The 21,663-nt window shown below is 73.4% G+C and carries 21 protein-coding genes; 14 read left to right on the top strand and 7 right to left on the bottom strand.

The genetic code is table 11. From position 1 onward, the window contains the following. Nucleotides 1–82: 82 nt before the first annotated feature. The 3 genes from ACFQRF_RS10240 (at nt 83) to ACFQRF_RS10250 (ending at nt 2,604) form a co-directional block, all read left to right on the top strand. Nucleotides 83–847 carry an ABC transporter permease gene (locus ACFQRF_RS10240; protein WP_379870771.1) on the top strand — a complete coding sequence of 255 codons (765 nt, stop codon included), beginning with the start codon at nt 83–85 and terminating at the stop codon, nt 845–847. 434 nt (nt 848–1,281) lie between these two features. Beyond that, on the top strand, nt 1,282–2,172 hold the full coding sequence (locus ACFQRF_RS10245; protein WP_379870772.1) for an NAD(P)-dependent oxidoreductase: 891 nt from the start codon (nt 1,282–1,284) through the stop codon (nt 2,170–2,172). A 42-nt stretch (nt 2,173–2,214) separates the two neighbouring features. Then, entirely contained in the window at nt 2,215–2,604 is a 390-nt protein-coding gene (locus tag ACFQRF_RS10250) for a VOC family protein (RefSeq protein ID WP_379870773.1), read from the top strand. Between the two features lie 78 nt (nt 2,605–2,682). Here ACFQRF_RS10250 and ACFQRF_RS10255 read toward each other — a convergent pair whose 3' ends face one another. Further along, nucleotides 2,683–2,886, bottom strand: a complete 204-nt coding sequence (locus ACFQRF_RS10255; protein WP_379870774.1) for a DUF397 domain-containing protein — start codon at nt 2,884–2,886, stop codon at nt 2,683–2,685. 657 nt (nt 2,887–3,543) lie between these two features. On the opposite strand from ACFQRF_RS10255, the gene ACFQRF_RS10260 reads away from it, so the two are divergent. The 5 genes from ACFQRF_RS10260 to ACFQRF_RS10280 all read left to right on the top strand — a co-directional run bounded on the left by ACFQRF_RS10260 (nt 3,544) and on the right by ACFQRF_RS10280 (nt 9,275). Continuing rightward, entirely contained in the window at nt 3,544–4,530 is a 987-nt protein-coding gene (locus ACFQRF_RS10260; protein ID WP_379870775.1) for a CPBP family intramembrane glutamic endopeptidase, read from the top strand. A 737-nt stretch (nt 4,531–5,267) separates the two neighbouring features. Beyond that, nucleotides 5,268–6,494: a styrene monooxygenase/indole monooxygenase family protein gene (locus ACFQRF_RS10265; RefSeq protein ID WP_379870776.1), complete on the top strand. Its 1,227-nt coding sequence runs from the start codon at nt 5,268–5,270 to the stop codon at nt 6,492–6,494. Nucleotides 6,495–6,557: 63 nt separating this feature from the next. Next, nucleotides 6,558–7,547 carry a hypothetical protein gene (locus ACFQRF_RS10270; protein WP_379870777.1) on the top strand — a complete coding sequence of 330 codons (990 nt, stop codon included), beginning with the start codon at nt 6,558–6,560 and terminating at the stop codon, nt 7,545–7,547. A gap of 192 nt (nt 7,548–7,739) precedes the next feature. Continuing rightward, nucleotides 7,740–7,967, top strand: coding sequence for an SbtR family transcriptional regulator (locus ACFQRF_RS10275; protein ID WP_379870778.1), 228 nt, complete (start codon nt 7,740–7,742; stop codon nt 7,965–7,967). Between the two features lie 117 nt (nt 7,968–8,084). Beyond that, a complete protein-coding gene (locus ACFQRF_RS10280) occupies nt 8,085–9,275 on the top strand; it encodes an esterase-like activity of phytase family protein (RefSeq protein ID WP_379870779.1) in 1,191 nt (396 codons plus the stop codon). A gap of 42 nt (nt 9,276–9,317) precedes the next feature. Here ACFQRF_RS10280 and ACFQRF_RS10285 read toward each other — a convergent pair whose 3' ends face one another. Continuing rightward, nucleotides 9,318–10,349, bottom strand: a complete 1,032-nt coding sequence (locus ACFQRF_RS10285; RefSeq protein WP_379870780.1) for a helix-turn-helix transcriptional regulator — start codon at nt 10,347–10,349, stop codon at nt 9,318–9,320. 65 nt (nt 10,350–10,414) lie between these two features. Here ACFQRF_RS10285 and ACFQRF_RS10290 point away from each other — a divergent pair, with 65 nt between their 5' ends. From ACFQRF_RS10290 to ACFQRF_RS10305, 4 genes are all read left to right on the top strand, one after another. After that, entirely contained in the window at nt 10,415–11,566 is a 1,152-nt protein-coding gene (locus ACFQRF_RS10290; protein ID WP_379870781.1) for an epoxide hydrolase family protein, read from the top strand. A gap of 77 nt (nt 11,567–11,643) precedes the next feature. Further along, nucleotides 11,644–12,468: an NmrA family NAD(P)-binding protein gene (locus tag ACFQRF_RS10295; RefSeq protein ID WP_379870782.1), complete on the top strand. Its 825-nt coding sequence runs from the start codon at nt 11,644–11,646 to the stop codon at nt 12,466–12,468. Nucleotides 12,469–12,664: 196 nt separating this feature from the next. Next, a complete protein-coding gene (locus ACFQRF_RS10300) occupies nt 12,665–13,201 on the top strand; it encodes a hypothetical protein (RefSeq protein ID WP_379870783.1) in 537 nt (178 codons plus the stop codon). Nucleotides 13,202–13,280: 79 nt separating this feature from the next. After that, nucleotides 13,281–14,117, top strand: a complete 837-nt coding sequence (locus tag ACFQRF_RS10305) for a DUF4097 family beta strand repeat-containing protein (RefSeq protein WP_379870784.1) — start codon at nt 13,281–13,283, stop codon at nt 14,115–14,117. A gap of 178 nt (nt 14,118–14,295) precedes the next feature. Here ACFQRF_RS10305 and ACFQRF_RS10310 read toward each other — a convergent pair whose 3' ends face one another. Together ACFQRF_RS10310 and ACFQRF_RS10315 are read right to left on the bottom strand one after the other, a co-directional pair. Continuing rightward, nucleotides 14,296–14,517, bottom strand: coding sequence for a hypothetical protein (locus tag ACFQRF_RS10310; RefSeq protein WP_379870785.1), 222 nt, complete (start codon nt 14,515–14,517; stop codon nt 14,296–14,298). 67 nt (nt 14,518–14,584) lie between these two features. Further along, on the bottom strand, nt 14,585–15,778 hold the full coding sequence (locus tag ACFQRF_RS10315) for a lycopene cyclase family protein (RefSeq protein WP_379870786.1): 1,194 nt from the start codon (nt 15,776–15,778) through the stop codon (nt 14,585–14,587). A gap of 53 nt (nt 15,779–15,831) precedes the next feature. Here ACFQRF_RS10315 and ACFQRF_RS10320 point away from each other — a divergent pair, with 53 nt between their 5' ends. After that, nucleotides 15,832–16,581, top strand: a complete 750-nt coding sequence (locus ACFQRF_RS10320; protein WP_379870997.1) for a class I SAM-dependent methyltransferase — start codon at nt 15,832–15,834, stop codon at nt 16,579–16,581. Further along, nucleotides 16,578–18,152 carry an FAD-dependent oxidoreductase gene (locus tag ACFQRF_RS10325; protein ID WP_379870787.1) on the top strand — a complete coding sequence of 525 codons (1,575 nt, stop codon included), beginning with the start codon at nt 16,578–16,580 and terminating at the stop codon, nt 18,150–18,152. The genes ACFQRF_RS10320 and ACFQRF_RS10325 overlap by 4 nt, the downstream gene beginning before the upstream one ends. Here the strand turns inward: ACFQRF_RS10325 and ACFQRF_RS10330 are convergent. From ACFQRF_RS10330 to crtI, 3 genes are read right to left on the bottom strand one after another with little or no spacing between them, the layout of a single operon-like run. Continuing rightward, the gene (locus tag ACFQRF_RS10330) at nt 18,116–19,120 is read right to left on the bottom strand and encodes a DUF5914 domain-containing protein (RefSeq protein ID WP_379870788.1); all 1,005 of its coding nucleotides are present in this window, start codon (nt 19,118–19,120) and stop codon (nt 18,116–18,118) included. The genes ACFQRF_RS10325 and ACFQRF_RS10330 overlap by 37 nt on opposite strands. A 55-nt stretch (nt 19,121–19,175) precedes the next feature. Further along, nucleotides 19,176–20,117 carry a phytoene/squalene synthase family protein gene (locus tag ACFQRF_RS10335; RefSeq protein WP_379870789.1) on the bottom strand — a complete coding sequence of 314 codons (942 nt, stop codon included), beginning with the start codon at nt 20,115–20,117 and terminating at the stop codon, nt 19,176–19,178. Next, nucleotides 20,114–21,634, bottom strand: coding sequence for a phytoene desaturase family protein (gene crtI / locus ACFQRF_RS10340; RefSeq protein ID WP_379870790.1), 1,521 nt, complete (start codon nt 21,632–21,634; stop codon nt 20,114–20,116). The genes ACFQRF_RS10335 and crtI overlap by 4 nt, the downstream gene beginning before the upstream one ends. Nucleotides 21,635–21,663: the final 29 nt, after the last annotated feature.

Here is a 21,663-nt window from a genome sequence, read left to right on the forward strand (position 1 = left end):
GCTCTCTTGAGGCGGGGGCGCGCGCCCGCCTCTTCGGCCGCCTTCTGCCCAGACCGCCCAGACCCCAGACCGGAGCCGCCCGATGACCACGACCTTCGTCCGCGACACCGCCACCGTGTTCTCCCGGGAGTTCGCCCCCACGGTGCGCCGCCCGCTCGGACTGCTCTTCTCCATGGGGCAGCCGCTGCTGTTCCTCTTCCTGTTCGGCCCGATGCTCGGCGGAGCCACCGGAGTGGGAGGGACGGACGGCACGCCGTGGCAGTGGTTCGTCCCCGGGATCCTCATCATGATGTGCCTGTCCGGACCGATGGCGGCCGGTTACTCCCTGCTGCTGGATCTCGGCGGCGGTTCGATGGAACGGATGCTGGTCACCCCGCTGAACCGGACCGCGATGCTGGTGGGCCGGACCCTCAAGGAGTTCGTCGTCCTGCTCGCCCAGGCCGCCCTGATCATCTGCCTCGCGGTGCCGCTGGGGTTCCAGGTGCGCCCGCTGGGCGTGCTGGCCGGCCTCGCGCTGCTGCTGGTGCTCGGGCTCGGCCTCAGCTCGCTCTCGTTCGTGCTGGCGATCGCCTCGTATCCGAGCGGGCAGCTGTTCTACGCCGTGACCCAGATGGCGATGTTCCCGCTGCTGCTGCTCTCGGGAGTGCTGCTGCCGGTGGAGTCGGGGCCGGGGTGGCTGCGGACGCTGGCCCTGCTGAACCCGGTCGGCTACATCGTGGAGGCGGCGCGGGCGCTGTTCGACGGCCGCTTCACGGAGCCCGAGGTGCTGTACGGCGCGCTGGCGGCCGGCGCGGTGGCCTTGGTGGGGCTGGTGCTGGGCACCAGGGCCATGCGGCGCGGTGTCTGACCCGCCGGCGGCTGCGGCGCGGCGCCCCGGCGGCGGGGCCCCACGCCGCGGCCACTGCCTCCGGGCGCACCGATCCGGTGTGCCCGGAGGCCGGTCTCCCGGCACCGGAACCGGTGGACACCCGGCGAGCCCGGGCCGCGCCGCTCGCCTGGCCCGAGCCCGCGCGGCGCGACCCGCCGGGCACCGGGCGCCACCCCGCGCGGTGCGCGGACCGGGGTGCCGAGGGTGCGCCCGTGCGTTCGGTACCTGCATTCCGATCACCTGCCCGTTCCCGTGCGGGCTGCTCCTGCCGAGCCCGACCGTCAGCCAGTCTCGCCGCGGCGTGGCCGCCCCGGCCACCCTGATCGCACGGCTGTGGACAACCGGCCCGCACACTCCGGGAGGAGCGAGATTTCCAAGGGAGCGGTCCCGCATCCCGGGGTAGGAGCACGGCCATGGACACCGCCGTTCCTTCACGGAATCTGACCGTCGCCGTCCTGGGCACCGGCATCATGGGCCTGCCCATGGCGCGCAACATCGCCGCCGCCGGGTGCGAGGTGCGGGCCTGGAACCGCACGCGCGCCCGCGCCGAGCCGCTCGCCGAGTCCGGGGCGGCCGTCGCCGGCACTCCCGCCGAGGCGGTCGCCGGAGCCGACGTCGTTCTCACAATGCTCACGGACGGGCCCACCGTGGAGCGGGTCATGGCCGAGATCGCCGATCCGCCCCGAGGCGCGGTCTGGGTGCAGAGCTCCACGGTCGGCCCCGAATCCGCCCGCAGACTCGCCGCCATCGCCGGCCGTCGCGGACTGGCCTTCGTCGACGCGCCGGTGGTGGGGACCGCCGGCCCCGCCGAGAGCGGGACGCTCACCGTGCTGGCCGCGGGGGACCGGGCCGCCGCCGACCGGGTCGCTCCGGTGTTCGAGGCGATCGGCTCCCGCACGGTCTGGGTGGGGGAGGCCGGGACGGCGAGCGCGCTCAAGCTCGTCGTGAACAGCTGGGTGCTCGCGCTGAACACCGCCGCCGGAGAGGCGGTGGCGCTCGCGGAGGCGCTCGACGTGGATCCGCGGCGGTTCCTGGACGTGGTCGCGGGCGGCGCGCTGGACGCCGGCTACCTGCACGCCAAGGCGAACGCCGTGCTCACGGAGGACCCGGCGGTCAGCTTCTCGGTCGCCAACGCGGCGAAGGACGCGCACCTCGTCCTCGACGCGGCCCGTGCCGCCGGGGTCCGTGCGGACCTGGCCGCCGCGTCCGCCGCGCGCCTGGACCGGGCGGCCCGGCACGGCTACGCACACCGCGACATGGCGGCGGCCTACTACGCGAGTTTCGACGAGGAATCGCCCGGGTGAGGGGGACCGGCCGGGCCGGAGCCACGCCGTACAGTCGTCCGCATGGTGCACGTTCTCAGCAGCCGCATCCTGCTGCGGCCGACCGACCTCGAACGGAGCCGGGCCTTCTACCGCGACACCCTGGGGCTGGAGATCTACCGGGAGTTCGGCACCGGCGCACAGCGGGGCACGGTGTTCTTCCTCGGCGGCGGTTTCCTGGAACTCTCCTCCCACGCCGACCGCCCTCCGGAGCCCGCCGCGACCCAACTGTGGCTCCAGGTGGCGGACGTGGCCGAGGCGCACCGGGAACTGTCCGCGAAGGGCGCCGCCATCCTGCGGGAACCGCTGCGGGAGCCGTGGGGCCTGATCGAGATGTGGGTCGGTGACCCGGACGGCCTGCCGCTGTGCCTGGTCGAGGTGCCGGCCGACCATCCGCTGCGGTACTGGGAGTGAGATCGGCGCCCGGTGGACCCGGCAAAACCGACGGCCCCCGCCGGGGCGGGGGCCGTCGGAACACTCGCCTCGGTCAGGTCACAGCCGGCCCTGCTTGACCGCGCTCACGAATCCCGCCCACTCGGCGTGCGAAACGGTGAGGGGGCGGAGTTCCGGATGTTTGGAGTCGCGCACGGCGGCGCCGCCGGGAAGGTCGGCGAACTCCAGGCAGTTCTGCACACTGCTGTAGCTGCTCTTGCGGAAGACGGATGTCTGGGCGGCAGGGGCGGGAGACAGACGCACGAATGGTCCTTTGTCGCTGCTGGACTTGGTCCAGGCATGCTTACCACCGGAACACGAGCGACTGAAGGGACGAAAGGCCATTACTGGTATCGAATCTGGATCTCTCCGCATACTTCGCATGTCGCCGCGTTAAGGAATCGATCACATCGGTGTCCCGAGGGCCGTCGGCAACCGTCCAAATGTGCGGCGGACAACCGTCCACAACCTGTGCGCGCCGCAGTCGTGCCACCTCCGCGTCGGCCCGTCCCCCGAACGCGGTCGGTGAGCAGGCGGTCACAGGCCGATGTCGCGTGGCCGGGCGTGCCGGTCCGTCGTGCGCGGCGGGGACCCGCCGGCCGACGCCCGGCCGCAGGGGTGCGTCCGTCCGCCGCAATGGGACCTGCCGCGTCCTGAAATGCCGCCGGTGCGGCACGGAGCCCATTTCGGTGGGGGCGATGGCGCCGGACCGCGAAATTGCCGGCACCCGCCTCCGGCGGGACGGGGCGAAATACCCGGCCCGCTCTCATCTCGGGCGTTCTGCCCCGAACACGGCGATTTCTCGCGGGCGCTATTATCGCGCCTATGGGGAATGCTGAGGAATATCCCGGTCTGCCGGAATCATCCGACCGGCCGCCCTTCGGGCAACCGGGAAACCCGCCCCGGACGGGGGCATGGGGTGTGCCGCCCGGGACCCCGGTCCCACGGGGCGGAGTCCGGCTGGCCCGGCCGCGGCCGGGTACCCCCTACCACCGCCTTGAGCGCACGGAGCGATTCCGGTGGTGGCGCCCGCTGCTGGCGGTGGTGTTCGCGCTGTTCTGCTACCTGACGGTGCTGGTCGTCGTCATCGCCGGGGCGGTGTCGGCCGCCCTGTTCCTCGGCGGCCGGCCCGGCGGGGACAGCGTCACGGGCTCGCCACTGGCGGACCTGGTGGTCCAGCTCGTGCTGCTCGCGTGCCTGATCCCCGTCGTTCTCGGCACTGTGCGCCTGGTGCTGCGCCGGCCGGCCGGAACCCTCTCCTCGGTCGAGGGCCGGCTGCGGTGGCGATGGCTGCTGGTGTGCGCGGCGACGGCCGCGCTGTGCGTGGCCGGCTACCTCGCCGTGCTGTTCGGCGGCTATGCGGTCATCTCGCCCGGCCAACCGGTCTTCGGCGCGTTCACGGGCGGGTCCGCCTTCATCGCGGCGCTCGCGGTCGTCCTGCTGCTGGTGCCGTTCCAGGCTGCCGCCGAGGAGTACGCGCTGCGCGGCTTCCTCATGCAGCTCATCGGCGGCTACGGCGCCGAGCGGGGCGAACGCCACCGGGACACCCTGCTCAGCCGGGCGCTGCGCACCCCCGTCCCCGCCGTTCTGGCCAGCGGGGTCGTCTTCGCGCTGCTGCACGACTACAGCGCCTGGGCGATGGCCGACGTCGCCATCTTCGGCCTGGCCATGGCGTGGCTGACCTGGTACACGGGCGGCCTGGAGGCCGCCGTCGCGCTCCACGTACTGCACAACACGGTGCTGTTCTCGCTCTCGGCGTACGACGGCTCCTATGCCGACGCCGGGACGGGGTCGGGGAGCTGGTACGCGCTGGCCGGTACCGCGGTCGAGGTGGGCCTCTACGTGCTCGTCGTCGTCTGGCTGAGCCGCCGCCTCGGCGTCCGCCGGACGGTCCCCGTTCCGGCGTGACCGCGTGGCGCCCGCGATGACGGGAGGACCGCCGCGTCCGCTCCATTCGACGGCCTCCGCCGCCCGGCCGTCCCGGCGGCGGGCGCCCAGTAGCGCCGGGGAGGTGCCCGGGCGGCGCCGTCCGGGGGCTCACAGAGAGTGATCTTGCTGACGGTCCGGCTACCGGGCCTGATGTCCTCTCGGCCTGGCGGGGGCGGTCAGGTGACCGCCGTGCCAGGATCGCGCTGACCGGCGGAAACGTTCGTTCCCTGACGGGTGGGGACGACGAGATCGCGGACGTGCCGGCCGTTGCCCGTCATGGGGGAAGAAACGATTGGTCATGACATTCGTCGTTTCACAGCGTGACCATTCCCAGCGATGATCACGAAACACCCACTTAACTCGCACCCGGAAAGTAGTTGCAATGCGACATTTCATCTATAGTGGCTCGCGCGCTTGAAATACAGCGCTTAAGCGGGAGAAGGTGCTGATTACTGACACGTAAGTCACCCACCGTTTCTATCGGATCGGCGGGATAACTACTCCCCCAAACCCGGCCAGCGACCATGAAACACCCCATATGACCCTGCGAACCCCGCCGCCCGACATCACCGGACAGCACTCCTCCGGTCCTCCGTGATCGGTCCGGCCGCCCGACGCCCTCCGGCGGCGCCCGGTGGACTCGAACAGCCCTCCACGTGACGACCAGCCCTCCGAGGCCCGACCCTCAATCGTGACCGAACCCAGAAAGCGACCCCATGCGAAGAATCCTGGTTGTCGGCGCCGGACAGTCCGGTCTGTATCTCGCCCATGGTCTGCTGGAACACGGCTATGACGTCACACTGCTGACCGCGCGGACGTCCACGGAGGTCCGCTACGGCAAGGTGGCCGTGAGCCAGCTCACCTTCCCCTCCGCCCTCGCCCAGGAACGCCGGCTCAACCTGGATTTCTGGCGTGGACAGGCGCCCGCTCTCGACACGGTCCAGGTCGACCTGGGGCCCACGGCCGAGGATCGGTTCGGCTTCGCCGCGGCCATAGAGGGCGGCGGCGTGTCCATGGACCGGCGGGTCAAGATGGCGGACTGGCTGGAGGCGTTCGAGGACAGGGGCGGCAAGGTCACCATCCACGGTGTGACGGTCACCGACCTGGACTATCTGGCCGGGATGTACGACCTGACGGTGGTCGCGGCGGGGCATGGGGAGCTCGGCCAGTTGTTCGACATCGACCCCGCGCGCACCGGCGGTGGACGGCCCCGCGTCGCGGTCGACACGTTCGTGTTCGGAGCGGAGAGCCCCCGCGACAACACCCTCGACTGCGTCTTCTACGGCGGCCTGGGCTCGATGTACGTCGTTCCGTCGTACACGCCCTACGGTCCGGGCCATTCGCTGTTCATGTTCGGCGAGGTGGGCGGCCCGCTCGACGTCTCCCAGGAGCGGCTGAACCCCGTGCGGTTGCACGCGCGGGCGCTGGAGCTGAGCCGAGAGCACGCACCGCACCTGTACGAGCAGGTCAAGGACTCCGAGCTCATCGACGACAAGAGCGCGGGCGTGGAGCGCATCGAGCCGTACGTCCGTGACCCCGTCGGCGTCCTGCCGTCCGGGCGGTGCGTGCTCGGGATGGCGGACACCGTGCTGTCCATCGACCCCGTCGTGCTGCAGGGCTGGAACAACTCCACCGTGTGCGCCCAGAAGTACCTGGACCGTATCGTGGCGCACGGCGACGCCCCGTTCGACGCCGCCTTCATGCGGTCGACCTTCGACGACTACTGGGAGTACGGCCAGCAGGCCATACTGCTGGGCGAGTTGATCGGCGGCGTGCTGGAGGGCGAGTCGCCGCCGCACGTGATGGAGCTGCTCAGGATGCTGCCGAGCAACCCGGCTCTGGCGAACGGCATCGTGAGCGCGCTGGACGACCCGCGGGCATTCACCGCGATGATGGCGACCCCGGAGCAACTGGACCAGACGGTCGCCGCGACCGCGGAGTGACACCGGCGGCCGGGAACCGGCCTCGGGCGGGCCGTCCACCAACCGGAAGGGACACCACCAAGCATGGCCGGAACCGGGCAACCGAGCACCCGTGAGCAGATCTGGCAACGGATCCTGCTGGATGACAAAGTCTACCCGCCGCCGGAGGCGGTGCGCAGGCGGATCGCCGCGGCGCGGGAGTTCCTCGGCCGCGGCGACAGCGAGGACGCCGCCAAGGTGCTGGAGTACGTCTTCCGGCTCCGGGAGACGGCGTTCGGCGTCCACTCGCCCACCCACCCCGACATCCGGCTGGCGGCCGAGATGCTGACGGGCATCTACACCAACCAGGACGACCCGGAGGCCCTTCGGCGTGGCCGGGCGAGCGCGGAGCAGGTGTGGCGGGAGCTCGCCGCGAGCCAGGGCAAGGCGTACGCCGCCACCGGTACCGGGGACGTCCAGATGATGCTGTACACCCGGGTCCGGCTGATGGACCAGCTCACGCTCACCGGCCGGCCGGACGAGGTGAGCCGGATCGCGCAGCGGACGCTGCCGGAGGCCGAGCGGCGGCTCGGCAGTGAGCACGAGCTGACCGGCCGGATCCGGCTGCACCGGGCGCAGGCCGTCCTCGCCGGGATCGCCGACGGCGAGATCCCCCGGGGGCAATGGACAGTGGCGCTGGAGGTCGCCGAGCAGGAGACGCACAAGGAGATCAAACGCCGGACCAAGGTGTACGGGCGCGATCACCCGGCCACGCTGGACGCGCGGGAGATGCGTGCACGGATTCTCGTGGAACAGGGCCACCGGACAGAGGCTGCGGAGGTATACCGAGACCTGGTGCCGGCCATGAAGAACGCGTTCACCGGTGACGCCCGCTCGCGGTACCGCACGGCCCGCAACGCCCAGCTTCGGCTGGTGGCGGGAAACAAGGCGATCGACATGGGCAACCGCCTCGCCGACAAAGCGCATCAGCGGTTCGACGGCCGGCAGACCCGCCACCCGTTCCTGGCCGACCGGCGGCCCTACCGGATCCGCCTGGGGCAGCGGTCCGCCCCCGGGCGTGCGGCGACCCCCTGATCGTTCCCGTCACCGCCGGGACCGACGGGCGGCCGGGGAAGCCGCTCACCCGTTCCCGGCGGACGACGGCACGGCCGGACCCCGTGCTCGCAGGGGCGTAGCGGGCAACGAGGCGCCTCGAACGAGCAGGAGGAGGCTCGCGCGGCTCCCGGCCCCTACGGTGCCGACCGCGCGCCGACGCCCGCCGCGACCGTGAGCGCCTGCTCACCGAAGCCGACGCGTGTTCCGCGAGGAGGGCGTCGGCGCCCCTCTGGAGCACGTCGCGCGGATCGCGCCCAGGCCGCCGGCAAGGCCCACGGTGATGTGACCGGACCGGACGTGTTCGCGCCGGTGACCGCCGCGGCGTGGACCCGCGGACAGGTTCCGCAGCCCGACCGCCGGCTCGGCGTCACCTTGGACGGGTTGCGGGCGGTGGGCTGACCGGGGCGCGGCGCGCTCGGTCGCCGTCGGCGGCGACAAGGGCACGGTTGGGTGAATTTCTACGCCCGATTGGCCAATTTGTCGGGAGTGGTGGCCGTTCGTGGTCGAATATTCGCCATGTTGTTCAATGCTCGCGTACGTACCGTCGCGGCGGGCTTGCTCGCGCTCGGCGTCACCGCCACCCCCGCGCACGCCGAGGAGATCTCCGAGCCCCGGTTGCTCGGCGCCACCGTCATCCCTCCGGACCTGACCGTCGACGGCACCATGGTCGGCAGTCTCTCCGGCATCGACTACGACCCCGAGACCGGCGACTACCTCCTCGTCACCGACGACCGGTCCGAGAACGACCCCTCCCGCTTCTTCCGTGCGGAGATCGACGTCGACGGCTCCGGGGTGCACGGCGTCGACTTCACGGCCGCGCACATCCTCCGGCAGCCCAACGGGGACGCCTACCCCAACAGGGACGACTTCGTCTCCCGGCCGTGCCCCGACCCGCGGGCCGACTGCGCCCGGACCGGCTCGGTCGACCCCGAGTCCATCCGCCTCGACCCGGTCACCGGCGACGTGTGGTGGACCACCGAGGGGGAGCGGGTGGTCGACGGCGACCTCGTCGTCCTGCAGAACCCGCAGGTCCGGCTCGCCGACCCGGGCGGGACCACCGTCCGTGCGCTGCCCACCCCACGGACGCTCACCATGAGCGCTTCGGAGGTCGGGCCGCGCCGCAACCTGACGTTCGAGGGGCTCACCCTCACCCCGAACGGCCGAGTGGTCACCGCCATGGAGGGCCCGCTGTACCAGGACGGCCCGGTGCCCACCGCCGAGGAGGGCGCCGTCGTCCGGTTCACCGTCACCAACCGGCACGGCGTCCAGCTCGCCCAGTACGGCTACCCGCTGGAACCGCTGTTCGCCGCGCCGGAGCCCGCCGACGGGACCGCCGACCAGGGCGTCAGCGAGATCCTGGCGGACCCGGAGCGACCCGGCTCCTACATCGTCGTGGAGCGCGCCTTCGTCGAAGGTTCCGGCAACAAGGTGCGGCTGTACCGCGCCACCACCGCGCGCGCCACCGACATTTCGGGAGCCGCCGCGATTCCCGACATGCACCGGGAGCCGCGGCTGATGGCCAAGGAACTGCTCCTCGACCTGGACGACCTCGACCTGGCCGAAGCGGGCCTCGACCACGTCGACAACATCGAGGGGGTCACCTGGGGGCCCGAGCTGCCGTCCGGTGAGCGCACCCTGCTGCTGATCAGCGACGACAACTTCTCCGACAACCAGGAGACCCAGCTCATCGCGCTGGCCGTCGACTGACGGCTCCCGCCGCTCCGCCCGGCCCGCCGGCCGCGCCGCCGGTCAGCGGGCCGGACCGGCGGCGCGGCCGCTCCCCGCGTCGGGGGGCCGTGCCGCGCCGCCGGAACCGGGCGATCCTCCGGCCGGGCCGGCGACGGCCCGCTGGAACCGGTCAGCCAGCCGAAGCAGCTCACCGGCGAGCTCCGGCGGCTCCTCGACCTCGAAGTCGACGTCGAGTGCGCCGAGCAGGAACGCGAGCGCGTGCAGCGAGTCGGCGGTGAAGCGCAGCCGGCAGCTCCGCTCATCGATGGCCTCGATCCGGCCGTACGTGGCGGCCCGGCGCGCGCTGCCGGACTCCGCCGGGGCGTGCAGCCGCACCACGGCCTGGTACGGCCAGACCAGCGCGACCCCGCGGGTGACGAACGCGGCGGGGTCCCCGCCGGGAATCTCGCGCGGGACGAACCGTGGGCCGGTCCACGGCCGGCAGCGCATCCGGTCCAGCCGGAAGGTGCGCCAGCCGGTGCGCTCCCGATCCCACGCCACCAGGTACCAGCGGCCGTTCCAGTTCACCAGCTCGTGCGGCTCGACCACCCGGACGCTCACGTCCCCGTGGTGGCCGCGATAGTCGAAGCGCAGGCACCGGCGGTCCCGGCACGCCCCGGCCACCGTGGTGAGTTCCCCGGCGTCCACGGCCGGCGGGCCCGACATCGCGACACTGGAGACCGCGAGGGCGTCCAGCCGCCGCCGCAGCCGGTCCGGCAGCAACTGACGCAGCTTCAGCAGGGCACCGAGGGCGGTCTCGCCGATCCCGGCCACGCCACTGCCGGCGGCGGTCCGCAGGCTGACCGCGACCGCGACGGCCTCCTCGTCGTCGAGCAGTAGCGGCGGCAGCCGGCCGCTCGTGCCCAGCCGGTATCCGCCCGCCGGCCCCATGGCGGCCTCGACGGGATAGTCGAGCGCCCGGAGCCGGTCGACGTCCCGGCGCACCGTCCGCGTGCTCACCCCCAGCCGCTCGGCGAGTTCGGCCCCCGGCCACTCGGGGCGGGACGACAGCAGGGCGAGCAGCCGGAGCAGCCGGGCGGAGGATTCGGTCACGGTTCCGAAGACTGCCAGCAGTGGCGGACAGCGCGTGTCCGCCACGCTGGTTACCGTCCCGGGCCATGAACAACGCGATCACACCCTTCCGGGTCGACGTCCCGCAGGCCGACCTGGACGACCTGGAGCGGCGCCTGCGGAACACCCGCTGGCCGGAGGAGCCCGCCGACGCCGGCTGGGAGTTCGGCATCCCGGTCGGCTACCTGCGGGACCTCGCCGGGTACTGGCGCACCGAGTACGACTGGCGGGCGCAGGAGCGCCGTCTCAACGCCGTCCCGCAGTTCACCACCGAACTCGACGGCCACACCGTCCACTTCGCGCACGTGCGCTCGCCGGAACCGGACGCGCTGCCGCTGCTTCTCACCCACGGCTGGCCCGGCTCGCTGGTGGAGTACCTGGACGTCATCGGCCCGCTCACCGACCCCCGGGCGCACGGCGGCGACCCGGCCGACGCGTTCCACCTGGTGATCCCGTCCGCCCCCGGGTTCACGCTCTCCGGCCCCACCCGCGAGACCGGCTGGTCCGTTGCCCGGGTGGCGCGCGCGTGGGCGGAGCTGATGCGCCGCCTCGGCTACGACCGGTACGGCGCGCACGGCGGCGATTTCGGCGCGCTGATCTCCCGGCAGCTGGGGCTGGCCGACCCGGAGCACCTGGTGGCCGTGCACCTCACCACGCTCTTCAGCGCGAGCGCCACCCCGGACAACGCCGACCTCTCTGATGAGACGGAGCGGCGCAGCGTGGAGAAGGGCTACCGCTACGAGTACGAGCTCGGCGGCTACGCGGCCATCCAGTCCACCCGGCCGCGGCTCGTCGCCTATGCGCTCACCGACTCGCCGGTGGCCCAGCTCGCCTGGATCGCGGACGGCTTCCGCGAGTGGACCGCCGCGAAGGACGTCCCCGAGGACGCGGTCGACCGGGACACCCTGCTGACCAACGTGATGCTGTACTGGCTCACCGGCACCGCCGGCTCCTCGGCCCGCTACTACAAGGAGGGCGTCGAGACGTGGGGCGAGCCCGAGCCCCCGAGTGGCGTGCCGACCGCCGTCGCCGTGTTCCCGGACGACATCGCACTCCCGGTCCGCCGGCTCGCCGAACGCGACAACACCATCGTCCGGTGGACCGAGTTCGACCGAGGCGGCCACTTCCCGGCGCTGGAGCAGCCGGAGCTGCTGGTCGGCGACCTGCGCGCGGCGTTCCGCGACCACCGCCGGTGCTGACGCCGGCCCGCCCGGCCGGCGGCGCACGGCGCCCACGTGCCCCTGCTCTGCCCGAACCCCGGATGCGGAAGGATCCCATGACCGTTCTCGTCACCGGCGCCACCGGAACCGTCGGGCGGCACCTCGTCGCCCGGTTGCTCGCCGCCGGACACCGGGTCCGCGCCCTCACCCGCGACCCCGCCTGCGCCGAACTCCCCGCCGGCGCCGAGGTGGTCGCCGGCGACCTGACCGACGTGGCGAGCCTGGGCGCGGCGTTCGCCGGTGTCACCGCCGCGCATCTCATCACCTTCGACGGCGCGACCTTCGCTCCCCTCACCACCGGCCCGGACCTGGTGGAACTGGCGCGCGCGAGCGGCGTGCGGCGGGTGACCGTCCTCAAGGGCGACGTCGGGAAAACTCCGCTGGAGGAGGCGGTCGAGGCCGGTGGACTCGCGTGGACGTACCTTTCGCCGGGTGAGTTCATGGCCAACGCGCTGGAGTGGGCCGAGTCGGTACGGACCGAGGGCGTCGTGCGCGAGGGGTTCGCCAACGCGCGCAGCCCGATGATCCACGAGGCGGACATCGCGGCGGTCGCCGCCACCGCCCTGACCGGCGACGGGCACGCCGGGCGCGAGTACGTGCTGACGGGGCCCGAAACGCTCACCCCGCCCGAGAAGGTACTGATCCTCGGGGCGGCCCTCGGGCGGCGGGTGCGTTACGTGGCGCTCACCGAGGAGGAGTGCGTCGCCCAGTGGCGGGCGGCCGGCTACTCCGACGAGGACGTCGAGTTCTTCCGCACCATGCGCACCGACCCACCGGAAGCGGCCCGCACCGTCCGGCCCACGGTGGAGCAGGTCACCGGGCGTCCGGCCCGGACCTTCGCCCAGTGGGTGCGGGAGCACGCGGCGGCCTTCACCGCCTGACGAACGCGACGGACGCGGGCGCCGGCCTGAGCGGGGCCGCGCCAGCGTCCGTCCGGGCCGCGACCACGCGGCGTCCTGCCGCCGCTGGCTCCGAACCCTGTCGTGAGGGTGGTGCGCGGCCGGCTCCCGGATGGCGGTTCCCGCGAAGGTGTCACCGTCACTTGCTGTGACGCCATCATGGTGCCATTATGACGCCATGGATCTCACGCCGTACGTCGACAACCTCCGGCACGAGCTCGCGGTCGCCGCGGACGCGGGCGGTGCGGACGCCCGAGCCCTGGCCGAACGGCTCACCGCCCCCCTGGAGTCGGCAGCGCGGCTCACCCTGCTGAACGCGCTGTCCGCCGCCATGGCCGAGGTCACCCGTGATCTGGCGCCCGGCTCGGTCGACGTGCGGCTGCGCGGGCTCGATCCCGAGTTCGTGGTGACACCGCCGGCCCAGGACCCCTTCGAGAACGCCGCGGGGCATGAGGACGCGCCGGGCGTCCCCCGGACGTCCGTGCCGCCCGCCGTCCACCTCGACCCCGACGAGGGCGGGACGGCGCGTATCAACTTCCGGCTGCCCGCACACCTCAAGGCACGCGTCGAGGACGCCGCGAGCCGGGAGGGGCTTTCGGTCAACGCGTGGCTGGTGCGCGCCGCCGCCGCGGCCCTGGAGACCGGAGAGCCCGGACGGCCCGCCGGGGGCGGTCGCGGCCGCGCGCGGCAGGGCTACACCGGCTGGGTCCGCTAGACGGGGCCGAGCTCCACGCCACTTCCCCGCCCGCGCCACCCGCGGGAACGCCATCCACGGTCATGAGGACGGGACAGCCATGCCGACATTCGACACCCCCGAACCGATCTCCGTCTCGCTGGAGTTCGACGCCGGATCCGTGCGGATCTCCGCGGGCCCGCGCGCCGACACGGTCGTCGAGGTGCTGCCGAGCGACCCCGGCGCCGAGGCCGACGTCACGGCGGCGCGGCAGACCCGGGTCACCTGCTCGGACGGCCGGCTGCTGGTCAAGGGACCGCGCAAGCGTTCCCTGTTCGGCAGGAGCGGATCGCTCGCCATCGACATCGAACTGCCGGCCGGCTCGGACGTGCGAGCCCACTCGCCCATGGCCGACTTCACCTGCGAAGGCCGGTTCGGTGACTGTAAGCTCACCACCTCCTTCGGCGACATCGTGCTCGACGAGGCCGCGACCGCGCATCTGCGATCCGCCCACGGTGAGATCCGGCTGGGCCGCGTGCGGGGCGACGCGTCCGTCGCGGGGGCCGGCCAGATCGACGTGGGCGAGATCGCCGGTGCCGCGACGGTGCGGAACGGCAACGGGGCGACCGTGATCGGCGAGGTCACCGGCGACCTGCGGGTGAACTCCGCCAACGGCCGCATCTCCGTCGGCGTCGCACACGCCGGGGTCGAAGCCACGTCGGCGAACGGCGGCATCCGGATCGGCGAGGTCGCGCGCGGTCAGGTGTCGCTGCGGACGGCCGTCGGTGACCTGGAGGTCGGAGTCCGCGCGTCCACCGCCGCCTGGCTGGACGTCAACACCGGGCGCGGTGGCGTGCACAACGCGCTCGCCGCCGCCGACGGTCCCGGCCCGTCCGAGGAGACCGTCGAAATCCACGCCCGCACCGGAACCGGGGACATCGTCATCCGGCGTTCCTGACCGGTCACCTCGCCGCGCGCGCCGGACGACGCGCCGGGAGACGAGGCACCGGCCAGGCACGCCCGCCACCGCGCCGTCCCGGCCGGTTCGCGATCTCCTGCCGAAAGCCCCGCCAGGTCCAGGCCAGGCCGCTTCCCCGGGCGAAGCGGTTCCCGTTCCGCCGAGGCGGGTGCCGGCGTCACCCGGCAGGGGCGAAGACGGGTCCGCCGGTCGTGTCCTCCTCCAGTTCATCGTCGGGAGCGCCGGTGTTCTGGCCGGCGGTGAGGAGCCACCGTCCGTTCTCCTTCGCCATGACCCACACGTGCTCGACCGCGGCGACCACCTGCCTGATCGCCGCGATCTCCGCCTCATGGGCGCGTGCCCGGGGGCCGATGTGCTCATGGGCAGCACTCTGAAACATCGAGCACGCTTGAGATCAAGAGCGTGGACCGCCCCGCGGCGAGTCGCATACGCGAGCGCGGGACACGTCAGGGTGCCCGGGGCGGCGGACGCATGGCAAGGAGTGCCCGTTCGAGGGCCGTCACCGCCATCGGGGCGATGGGCGTGGTCACCCCCATGGCCAGTTCGCGCGTGAACGCCGAGCGCCCGTCCAGGAAGTCGAGGACGTCGCGCATGTCGTTGCGCGCGAACAGCCGGGCGAAGAAATCCGCGCCGTCCAGCCGCCCGGTGTCCAGGGCACGCAGCAGGACGGCGTCCATGGCGAGGTGCCGTCGGCGGTGCGGGATCGGCGGGACGGGAGTGCGCCCTTCTTCCAGGGCGCGCACCACCGCGGCGGCCTGGCGCTGGATGCCGCTGAAGGTGTACCCGGTCGAGGGCCGGGTCGCGCCGCCCGCCGCTCCCAGCCGGAACACCCGCCGCCCCACGCGGGTGCGGAAACGTCCGTCCGTCATGGGGATGACGCCCTGCTCGGAGGCCGTGACCGTGAACCCCTCCAGGCCGAGGACACGCCCGGTGTACCGGCGAAGAGCCGCGTCGTATCCGGCGTCGTCCAGCACCTCTCGGGTGAACTCGGTGTACTCCACCAGCGCGTCCCGGGAAGAGAGCGGAAGCAGGTAACCGAAGGAGACGCCGGCGCGCGGCTGCGGGGTGCGCAGGTCCATCAGCACCGCGGTGCCGGGATCGAACGCGTCCTCCCCGGTGCGGACGAACCATCCGCGGAAGTGCTGCAGCAGCGTCGTGCGCGCGGCGGGCGGCGCCGGCAGTGGACGCGAGTCGAAGACCCAGCGCGCCCGCAGCCGCACCTCTGAACCGTCGGGCCGGGACGCGTGCACCGTCGCATGGTCCGTACCGTCCTCGATCGCCGTCACCGTGGCGGTGCAGGGGTGCACGTTCGGGGCGAGCCCCGTGCGGACGTGTTCCGTGAAGTCCCGTGAACGGAGCATCTTGTACGACAGGGGACCGGTCGCTCGTTCCTGCCTGGCGCCCGACGGGGCGACGACCGACAGCCGGTCCCAGCGCGCGGCGAGGACGGCGTCCCACCGGCCCGCGCCGTGTTCCCAGAAGCACCAGGTGCGGTCCTTCGGGCGCGCGGCCCCCACGGGCGGATCGAGCAGGGCGATCTCCGGCGCGCCGGCACCCGGAAGGGCGGCTCCCGCACCGGTGTGCGCCAGAGTGAGGCCGGCCGCGCCCGCACCCACGATGAGCACGTCGAATACCCGCATGGCCGTTAGCATGGCACGGAAGCCGGACCCTTCCCTTTCCACTCCGGAGGATGATGGGCAGCACGGCCAGGACGGTGCGCGCGATGAAGACCGGCGCGATCACGGACGAGTTCGACCGCGCGGCGGCGTCCTACGATCGTCTCGTCGCGGCCAATCCCGGCTACCACCGCCACCTGCGCGTCTCGGCGCGTCGACTCCGGCTCCCGCGAGGTGGAGAGGGGCTCCGGGTGCTCGACCTCGGCTGCGGTACCGGGGCGTCCACGGCCGCCCTCGCCCGGACGTTCCCCCGGGCGGAGATCATCGGGGTGGACGCGTCGGAGGGCATGCTCACCCGAGCCCGCGGCAAACGCTGGGGCCCCGGTGTCCGGTTCGTGCACGCGCGGGCCGAGGAGCTGACCGCCGACACCCTCGGCGGTCCCGCGGACGCGCTCTTCGCCGGCTACCTCCTGCGCAACTGCCCCGACCCCGATGCGGCGCTGGCGGCCATGGCCGGCCTGCTCAGACCCGGCGGCCGGATGGTCCTGCACGAGTATTCCGTCGCCGACTCCGCCGTGGCGCGGGGCGTGTGGTCGCTCGTCTGCTGGAGCGTCATCATCCCCTTCGGACGGGCCGTCACCGGCCGTTCCGGCCTGTACCGCTACCTGTGGCGGAGCGTGCTCGACTTCGACGGCGCCTCCCGCCTGCGCCACCGCATGCGCGAGGCAGGGCTGGAGAACGTGCGCACCCTGGCACTGACCGGCTGGCAACGCGGCATCGTGCACACCTTCCTCGGCAGCGTCCCGGTCGAGGGCGGTCCCTCGTGACGTGGGCGCCGGCCGATCCGCTCGCCGAGCAGATCGCGCCTCCCGTCCCGCACGCGCCGAAGCCCGCCGCTCCTCCCCGGACCGCGGTGGTCGGCGGCGGGATCGCCGGGCTGGCCGCGGCCACCGCCCTGTCCGAACGCGGCGTGCACACCACCGTCTTCGAGCGCGAACCCGGTCTGGGCGGGCGCCTGCGGGGCTGGCGTACGGTGCTCGCCGACGGAAGCGAAGCCACCATGAGCCGCGGCTTCCACGCCTTCTTCCGCCAGTACTACAACCTGCGCGGGCTGCTGGCGCGCCTGGACCCCGGCCTGGGGATGCTCAGCCCGCTGCCCGACTACCCGCTCGTGCACGCCGACGGCCGCCAGGAACGTTTCGCCGGCCTTCCGGCGTCCCCGCCGCTGAACGCGTTCGGGCTGGTGGCGCGCAGCCCGAGCTTTCCCGCGCGCGAACTGGCCCGGGTCAACATCGCCGCCGCCGTCCAGCTTCTGGACGTCGACGTCCCCGGTGTCCACCAGCGGCTGGACCACCTGGACGCGCCCGCGCTCCTGGCCGCGATCCGCTTCCCGCCGCGCGCCCGGCACCTCGCCTTCGAGGTGTTCTCGCGCAGCTTCTTCGCCGACCCCGCGCAGCTCTCGGCGGCGGAACTCGCCATCATGTTCCACCTGTACTTCCTGGGCTCCAGCGAGGGGCTGCTGTTCGACGTCGCCAACGCCCCCTTCCCACGAGCCCTCTGGGAGCCCTGGTCGGCGTACCTCGCGCGGTACGGGGTGCGCCTGCGGCTCTCGACACCGGTCTCCCGGATCACGCCGGGGGAGCGGCGGCGCTTCGCCGTCCACCCGGCCGGTGAGAAGGGCGAGGAGTTCGACGCCGTCGTCCTCGCCACGGACGTCGCCGGGCTACGCGACCTCGCCGCCGGCTCGCCCGCCCTGGGCGACCGGGAGTGGCGCCGCCGGGCCGTCGCACTGCCGGGTGCGCCGCCGTTCCTGGTGAGCCGGCTGTGGCTGGACCGGCCCGTGCGCGCCGGGCGCCCGGGCTTCCTCGGCGCCGCCGGGTATCCCACACTCGACAACGTCAGCGTGCTGGAACGCTTCGAGGACGAGGCCGCGCGGTGGGCGCGGCGCACCGGCGGATCGGTCGTGGAACTGCACGCCTACGCGCTGCCCGCATCCTGCGACGAGCGCGCCGAACGGGAACGGCTCGTCGCCCAGCTGCGCCGGGTCTTCCCGGAGACCGCGGACGCGGCCATCGTGGACGAGCGTCACGAACTGCGGGCGGACTGCCCGCTCTTCCCGCCGGGCGGCCACGCGCGGCGGCTGGCCGTCGCCACCGCCGACCCCTTCCTGGTGGTGGCGGGCGACCACGTCCGGGTGGACCTCCCGGTGGCCCTGATGGAACGCGCCGCCACCAGCGGCCTGGTGGCCGCCGACCGGCTGCTGGCCCACTGGGGCCTGCCCGGGCACCGGCTGTGGACGGTGCCGCGCCGGGGGCGCTGGGCCCCGATGCGGGCGGTGGCCCGCTGGGCGCGCTCCGGCGCTCAACCGGGCCACCCGCCGGAGGTCCGCAGGGCGTAGCGCCGCTCCGCGTAGGCGAGGTCGTCCCGCCACAGGCGCCGGGCCGCCGCGCGCATGACGGGACGGAGCAGCGGGGCGAGGCGGGCGGCCAGGGCGAAACCCGCACGCTCCGACGTGGCGGTGGTCGCCTCGATGACCGCGGTCGCCGGGACGCCGTCGCGTACGCCCAGCGGAGTGGCGTGCGTCTCCACGACACTGCCCTTCCCCTCGCCCTCGATGATGTGCATGGCCACGGTCCGCGGCTCGGGGCAGCTGAAGGCCGCCTGGACGGGCACCCCCCACCGGCCGGCCACCCGGAACGCCACCTCCACGACCATCCGGTCGGGATCCGGGACGCTCCCCGCCGCGGTCTCGGTGACGCGCAGCCCCACGAAGGAGTAGGGGTGCAACCATGAGCCGTGCCACGGGTCGAGCCGGTTGGCCACCACGTCCTCGGGTTCGCAGCGGCCGGCCAGGCTCTCCACCGCGGTGAGGGTCGTGGCGGACGACGGCCGTTCGGGAAGAACCGGCCGGGGGAGCGGTTCCTCCCCGCCGGCCCGGTCCAGGCGAACCCACGCCAGCGTCCCGTCGTCGAAGGAGGGGAAGGGGTGCCAGCCGGGGAAACCCTCCGGTCCCAGCGCCAGACCGTGCCAGCGGCACACCAGCCTCCCCGCGTCGACGGCGCCCCGGCACAGCGGTGCCCCCAGGTGCGGGCAGGCCCCGGGCGCCGCGTGCAGGCGCCCTTCGGTGTCCCGCCAGGCCACGATCTCCGTACCGGCGACCACCCGCCCGAAGGCCCGGTCCCGGCGCACCTGGGAGCTGGCGGCGAGGACGTACCAGTTGCCGGAGGGGCGTGCCAGGGCCCGCTTGAGGGCCGCGCCGATCACGGCGGGAGCCGCCTCGCGCCAGGTGGGGCCCTGGCGGTTCCAGGGGGTCGCGGGAAGCCTGCGCAGGGGCGACCGTCGGGGTCCGGGGCCGGGAACGGGCATGGGGCGCCCTCCTTCGCGGGACAGGGAACCTGGTGTTCGTCGGGAACATCACCGTTCAGCGGGCGGCCATGCGCGCCACCAGGACTTTGGCGATCGCGGGGGCCGCGACGCGCGCCCGGTGGGCACGCGCGACACGGTGGCGCCGCGACCACACGTCGTAGTCGGCCTTCTCGATCTCGTCCAGGATGCCCCGGTACAGCCGCAGCGCCGTCTCGACACACGGGCGCGCCACCGGCGACAGCATCGCGCAGCCCGGCTCGGCCCGCCGGTAGACGTCCCGGTTGAGCGCCGCCAGCTCCGCCAGTGCCCGGCGTACCCGGGCGTCCTGCGCGCGGGTACGGCGGCAGTGCAGGAGGAGTTCGCGGTCGACGCCGTGCCCGGCGAGGACGTCGGCCGGCAGGTAGACCCTGCCGCGGCCGAGGTCGTCGGCGACGTCCCGCAAGAAATTGGTCAGCTGGAAGGCCGTGCCCAGCGCCGCCGCGTACGGCTCCGCCTCGGCTCGCGGCGCCACCGTGCCCAGGACGGGCAGCACCTGGAGGCCGATCACGGCGGCCGAACCGTACATGTAACCTTCGAGCTGGGGGTAGTCGGCGTAGCCGGTGACCGTGAGGTCCGCGCGCATGGCGGCCATGAACGCCGTGAAGTACTCCCCGGGAATCGCGTAGCGCCGCGCCGTGTCCGCCAGTGCCCGCACCGGAGGTCGCCGCGCCCGCCCGCCGGACAGGGCGGTGCGCAGATCCTGCTCGACGCCGTCGAGGATCGCCGCGGTCTGCTCCGGCGTCCGTCCGGGCTCCGGCTCGTCGACCATGTCGTCGACCCACCTGGCGAACCCGTACAGTGCGTGGACGGCCGGTCTCCGCGCTGCCGGGAGCACCCGCGTGGCGAGGTAGTAGGTGCGTCCATGGCAGGCGTGCAGGGCGCGGCTGCCCGCGTAGTCCCGGCGCAGCAGGGCCCCGGTGATACCGGCCGCGTCCAGCTCGGAGACCGTCCCCATCACCGTGTCCCCTTCCGCACGGCCGCCTCCCCAACGATGCGGGCGGCGGCGAGTTTCCCGGACACCAGGGCCGTGGGGAGCCCGACCCCCGGAGTGGTGCCGCATCCCGCCAGGACCGCGTTGCCGGTCCCCGCCACCAGGTTGCGCGGCCGGAACGGTCCCGTCTGGGCGAACGTGTGCGAGGCGCTGAACGGAGTGCCGAAGGCCATGCCCCTGCGCGCCCAGTCCAGCGGAGTGCTCAGGCGCTCCATCACGATCGCCGAGCCGAACCCCGCCAGCCCCCGCTTCTCCAGCGTCCGCACCAGAGCGTCGCGGTAGCCGTCCGCCGTGTGTTCCCAGTCGATCCGGCCGGTGCGCAGATTGGGGCACGGCGCCAGCACGTAGTACAGGTCGTGTCCGGGCGGTGCCAGCCCGGGGTCGGTCGCCGTGGGGCGGGTGATGAGGAGGGAAGGATCGCTCATGGGCGTGCCGGTCCGGCAGATCTCGTCGAAGGTACGTTCCCAGGCCGCACCGAAGGAGATGGTGTGGTGCGGTGTTCCGGGCCGGGCGCCGTCGACACCGGCGTGCAGGACCACGGCCGAGGGGGAGAAGCGCAACGGGACCGGGCGCCATGGTGTCCGCCCGAGCAGGCGGTAGGTCACGGGCAGGTCCGGGGTGAGGACCACGGCGTCGCAGCCGATCCGGAAGCCGTCGGCCGTGCGGACCCCGGTGATCCGTTCGCCGCGCCGCTCCAGGACGCGTACGTCCCGGCCGTAGTGCAGGGTGCCTCCCGCGTGGGTGACGGCATCGGCGAGGGCGTCGCTCAGCGCCCGCATGCCGCCCTTGGGGAAGAATACGCCCGCGACCGTGTCCATGTAGGCGATGACGGCGTAGGCGGCGAGCGCCCGCTGCGGGGCCACACCGGCGTAGAGGGCCTGGAACGAGAAGATGCGGCGCAGCCGTTCGTCGGCGACGAAGCGGCCGACGGCCGGGGCGAGGCGGCCGAAGCCGCCCATGGCGGCCAGGCGCGCGAGCTGCGGCGTGAGCAGGTGCAGCGGCGAGTCGAAGTTCGCGTCGATGAAGGAGCGCATCTGGACCCGGTAGAGCCGGGTCAGCCACGCGCGCAGCCGCAGATAGCCCGCGGCGTCCCGGCCGCCGGCCGTACGGGCGATCTCCTCGGCCATGGCATCCGCGTCGGTGTGCACGTCGATGGCCGAGCCGTCGGCGAACCGCGCCCGGTAGGCCGGGTCGAGCCGTACGAGGTCCAGCCGGTCCTCCAGGGAGTCGCCCACGGCGGCCAGCGCCTCCTCGATCAGGTCCGGCATGGTCAGCACCGTCGGCCCCGTGTCCATGCGGAACCCGTCGGCGTCGGCGCGGCCGGCCCGCCCTCCGGGGTGCTGCTCGCGTTCGAGGACGGTCACGGACCGTCCGGCGCCCAGCAGGTGCAGGGCGGCCGCGAGCCCGGACACCCCGGCACCGACCACGACCACGTGGTCGGTGCGTCCCGGAACGGTGCGGATCCGGCCCGGTGGCGACTTCATGGGTCCCCCGCCTTTCAGGAGCCTGCTCA

This window comes from Marinactinospora rubrisoli, assembly GCF_042664915.1.
Lineage (GTDB): Bacteria > Actinomycetota > Actinomycetes > Streptosporangiales > Streptosporangiaceae > Marinitenerispora > Marinitenerispora rubrisoli.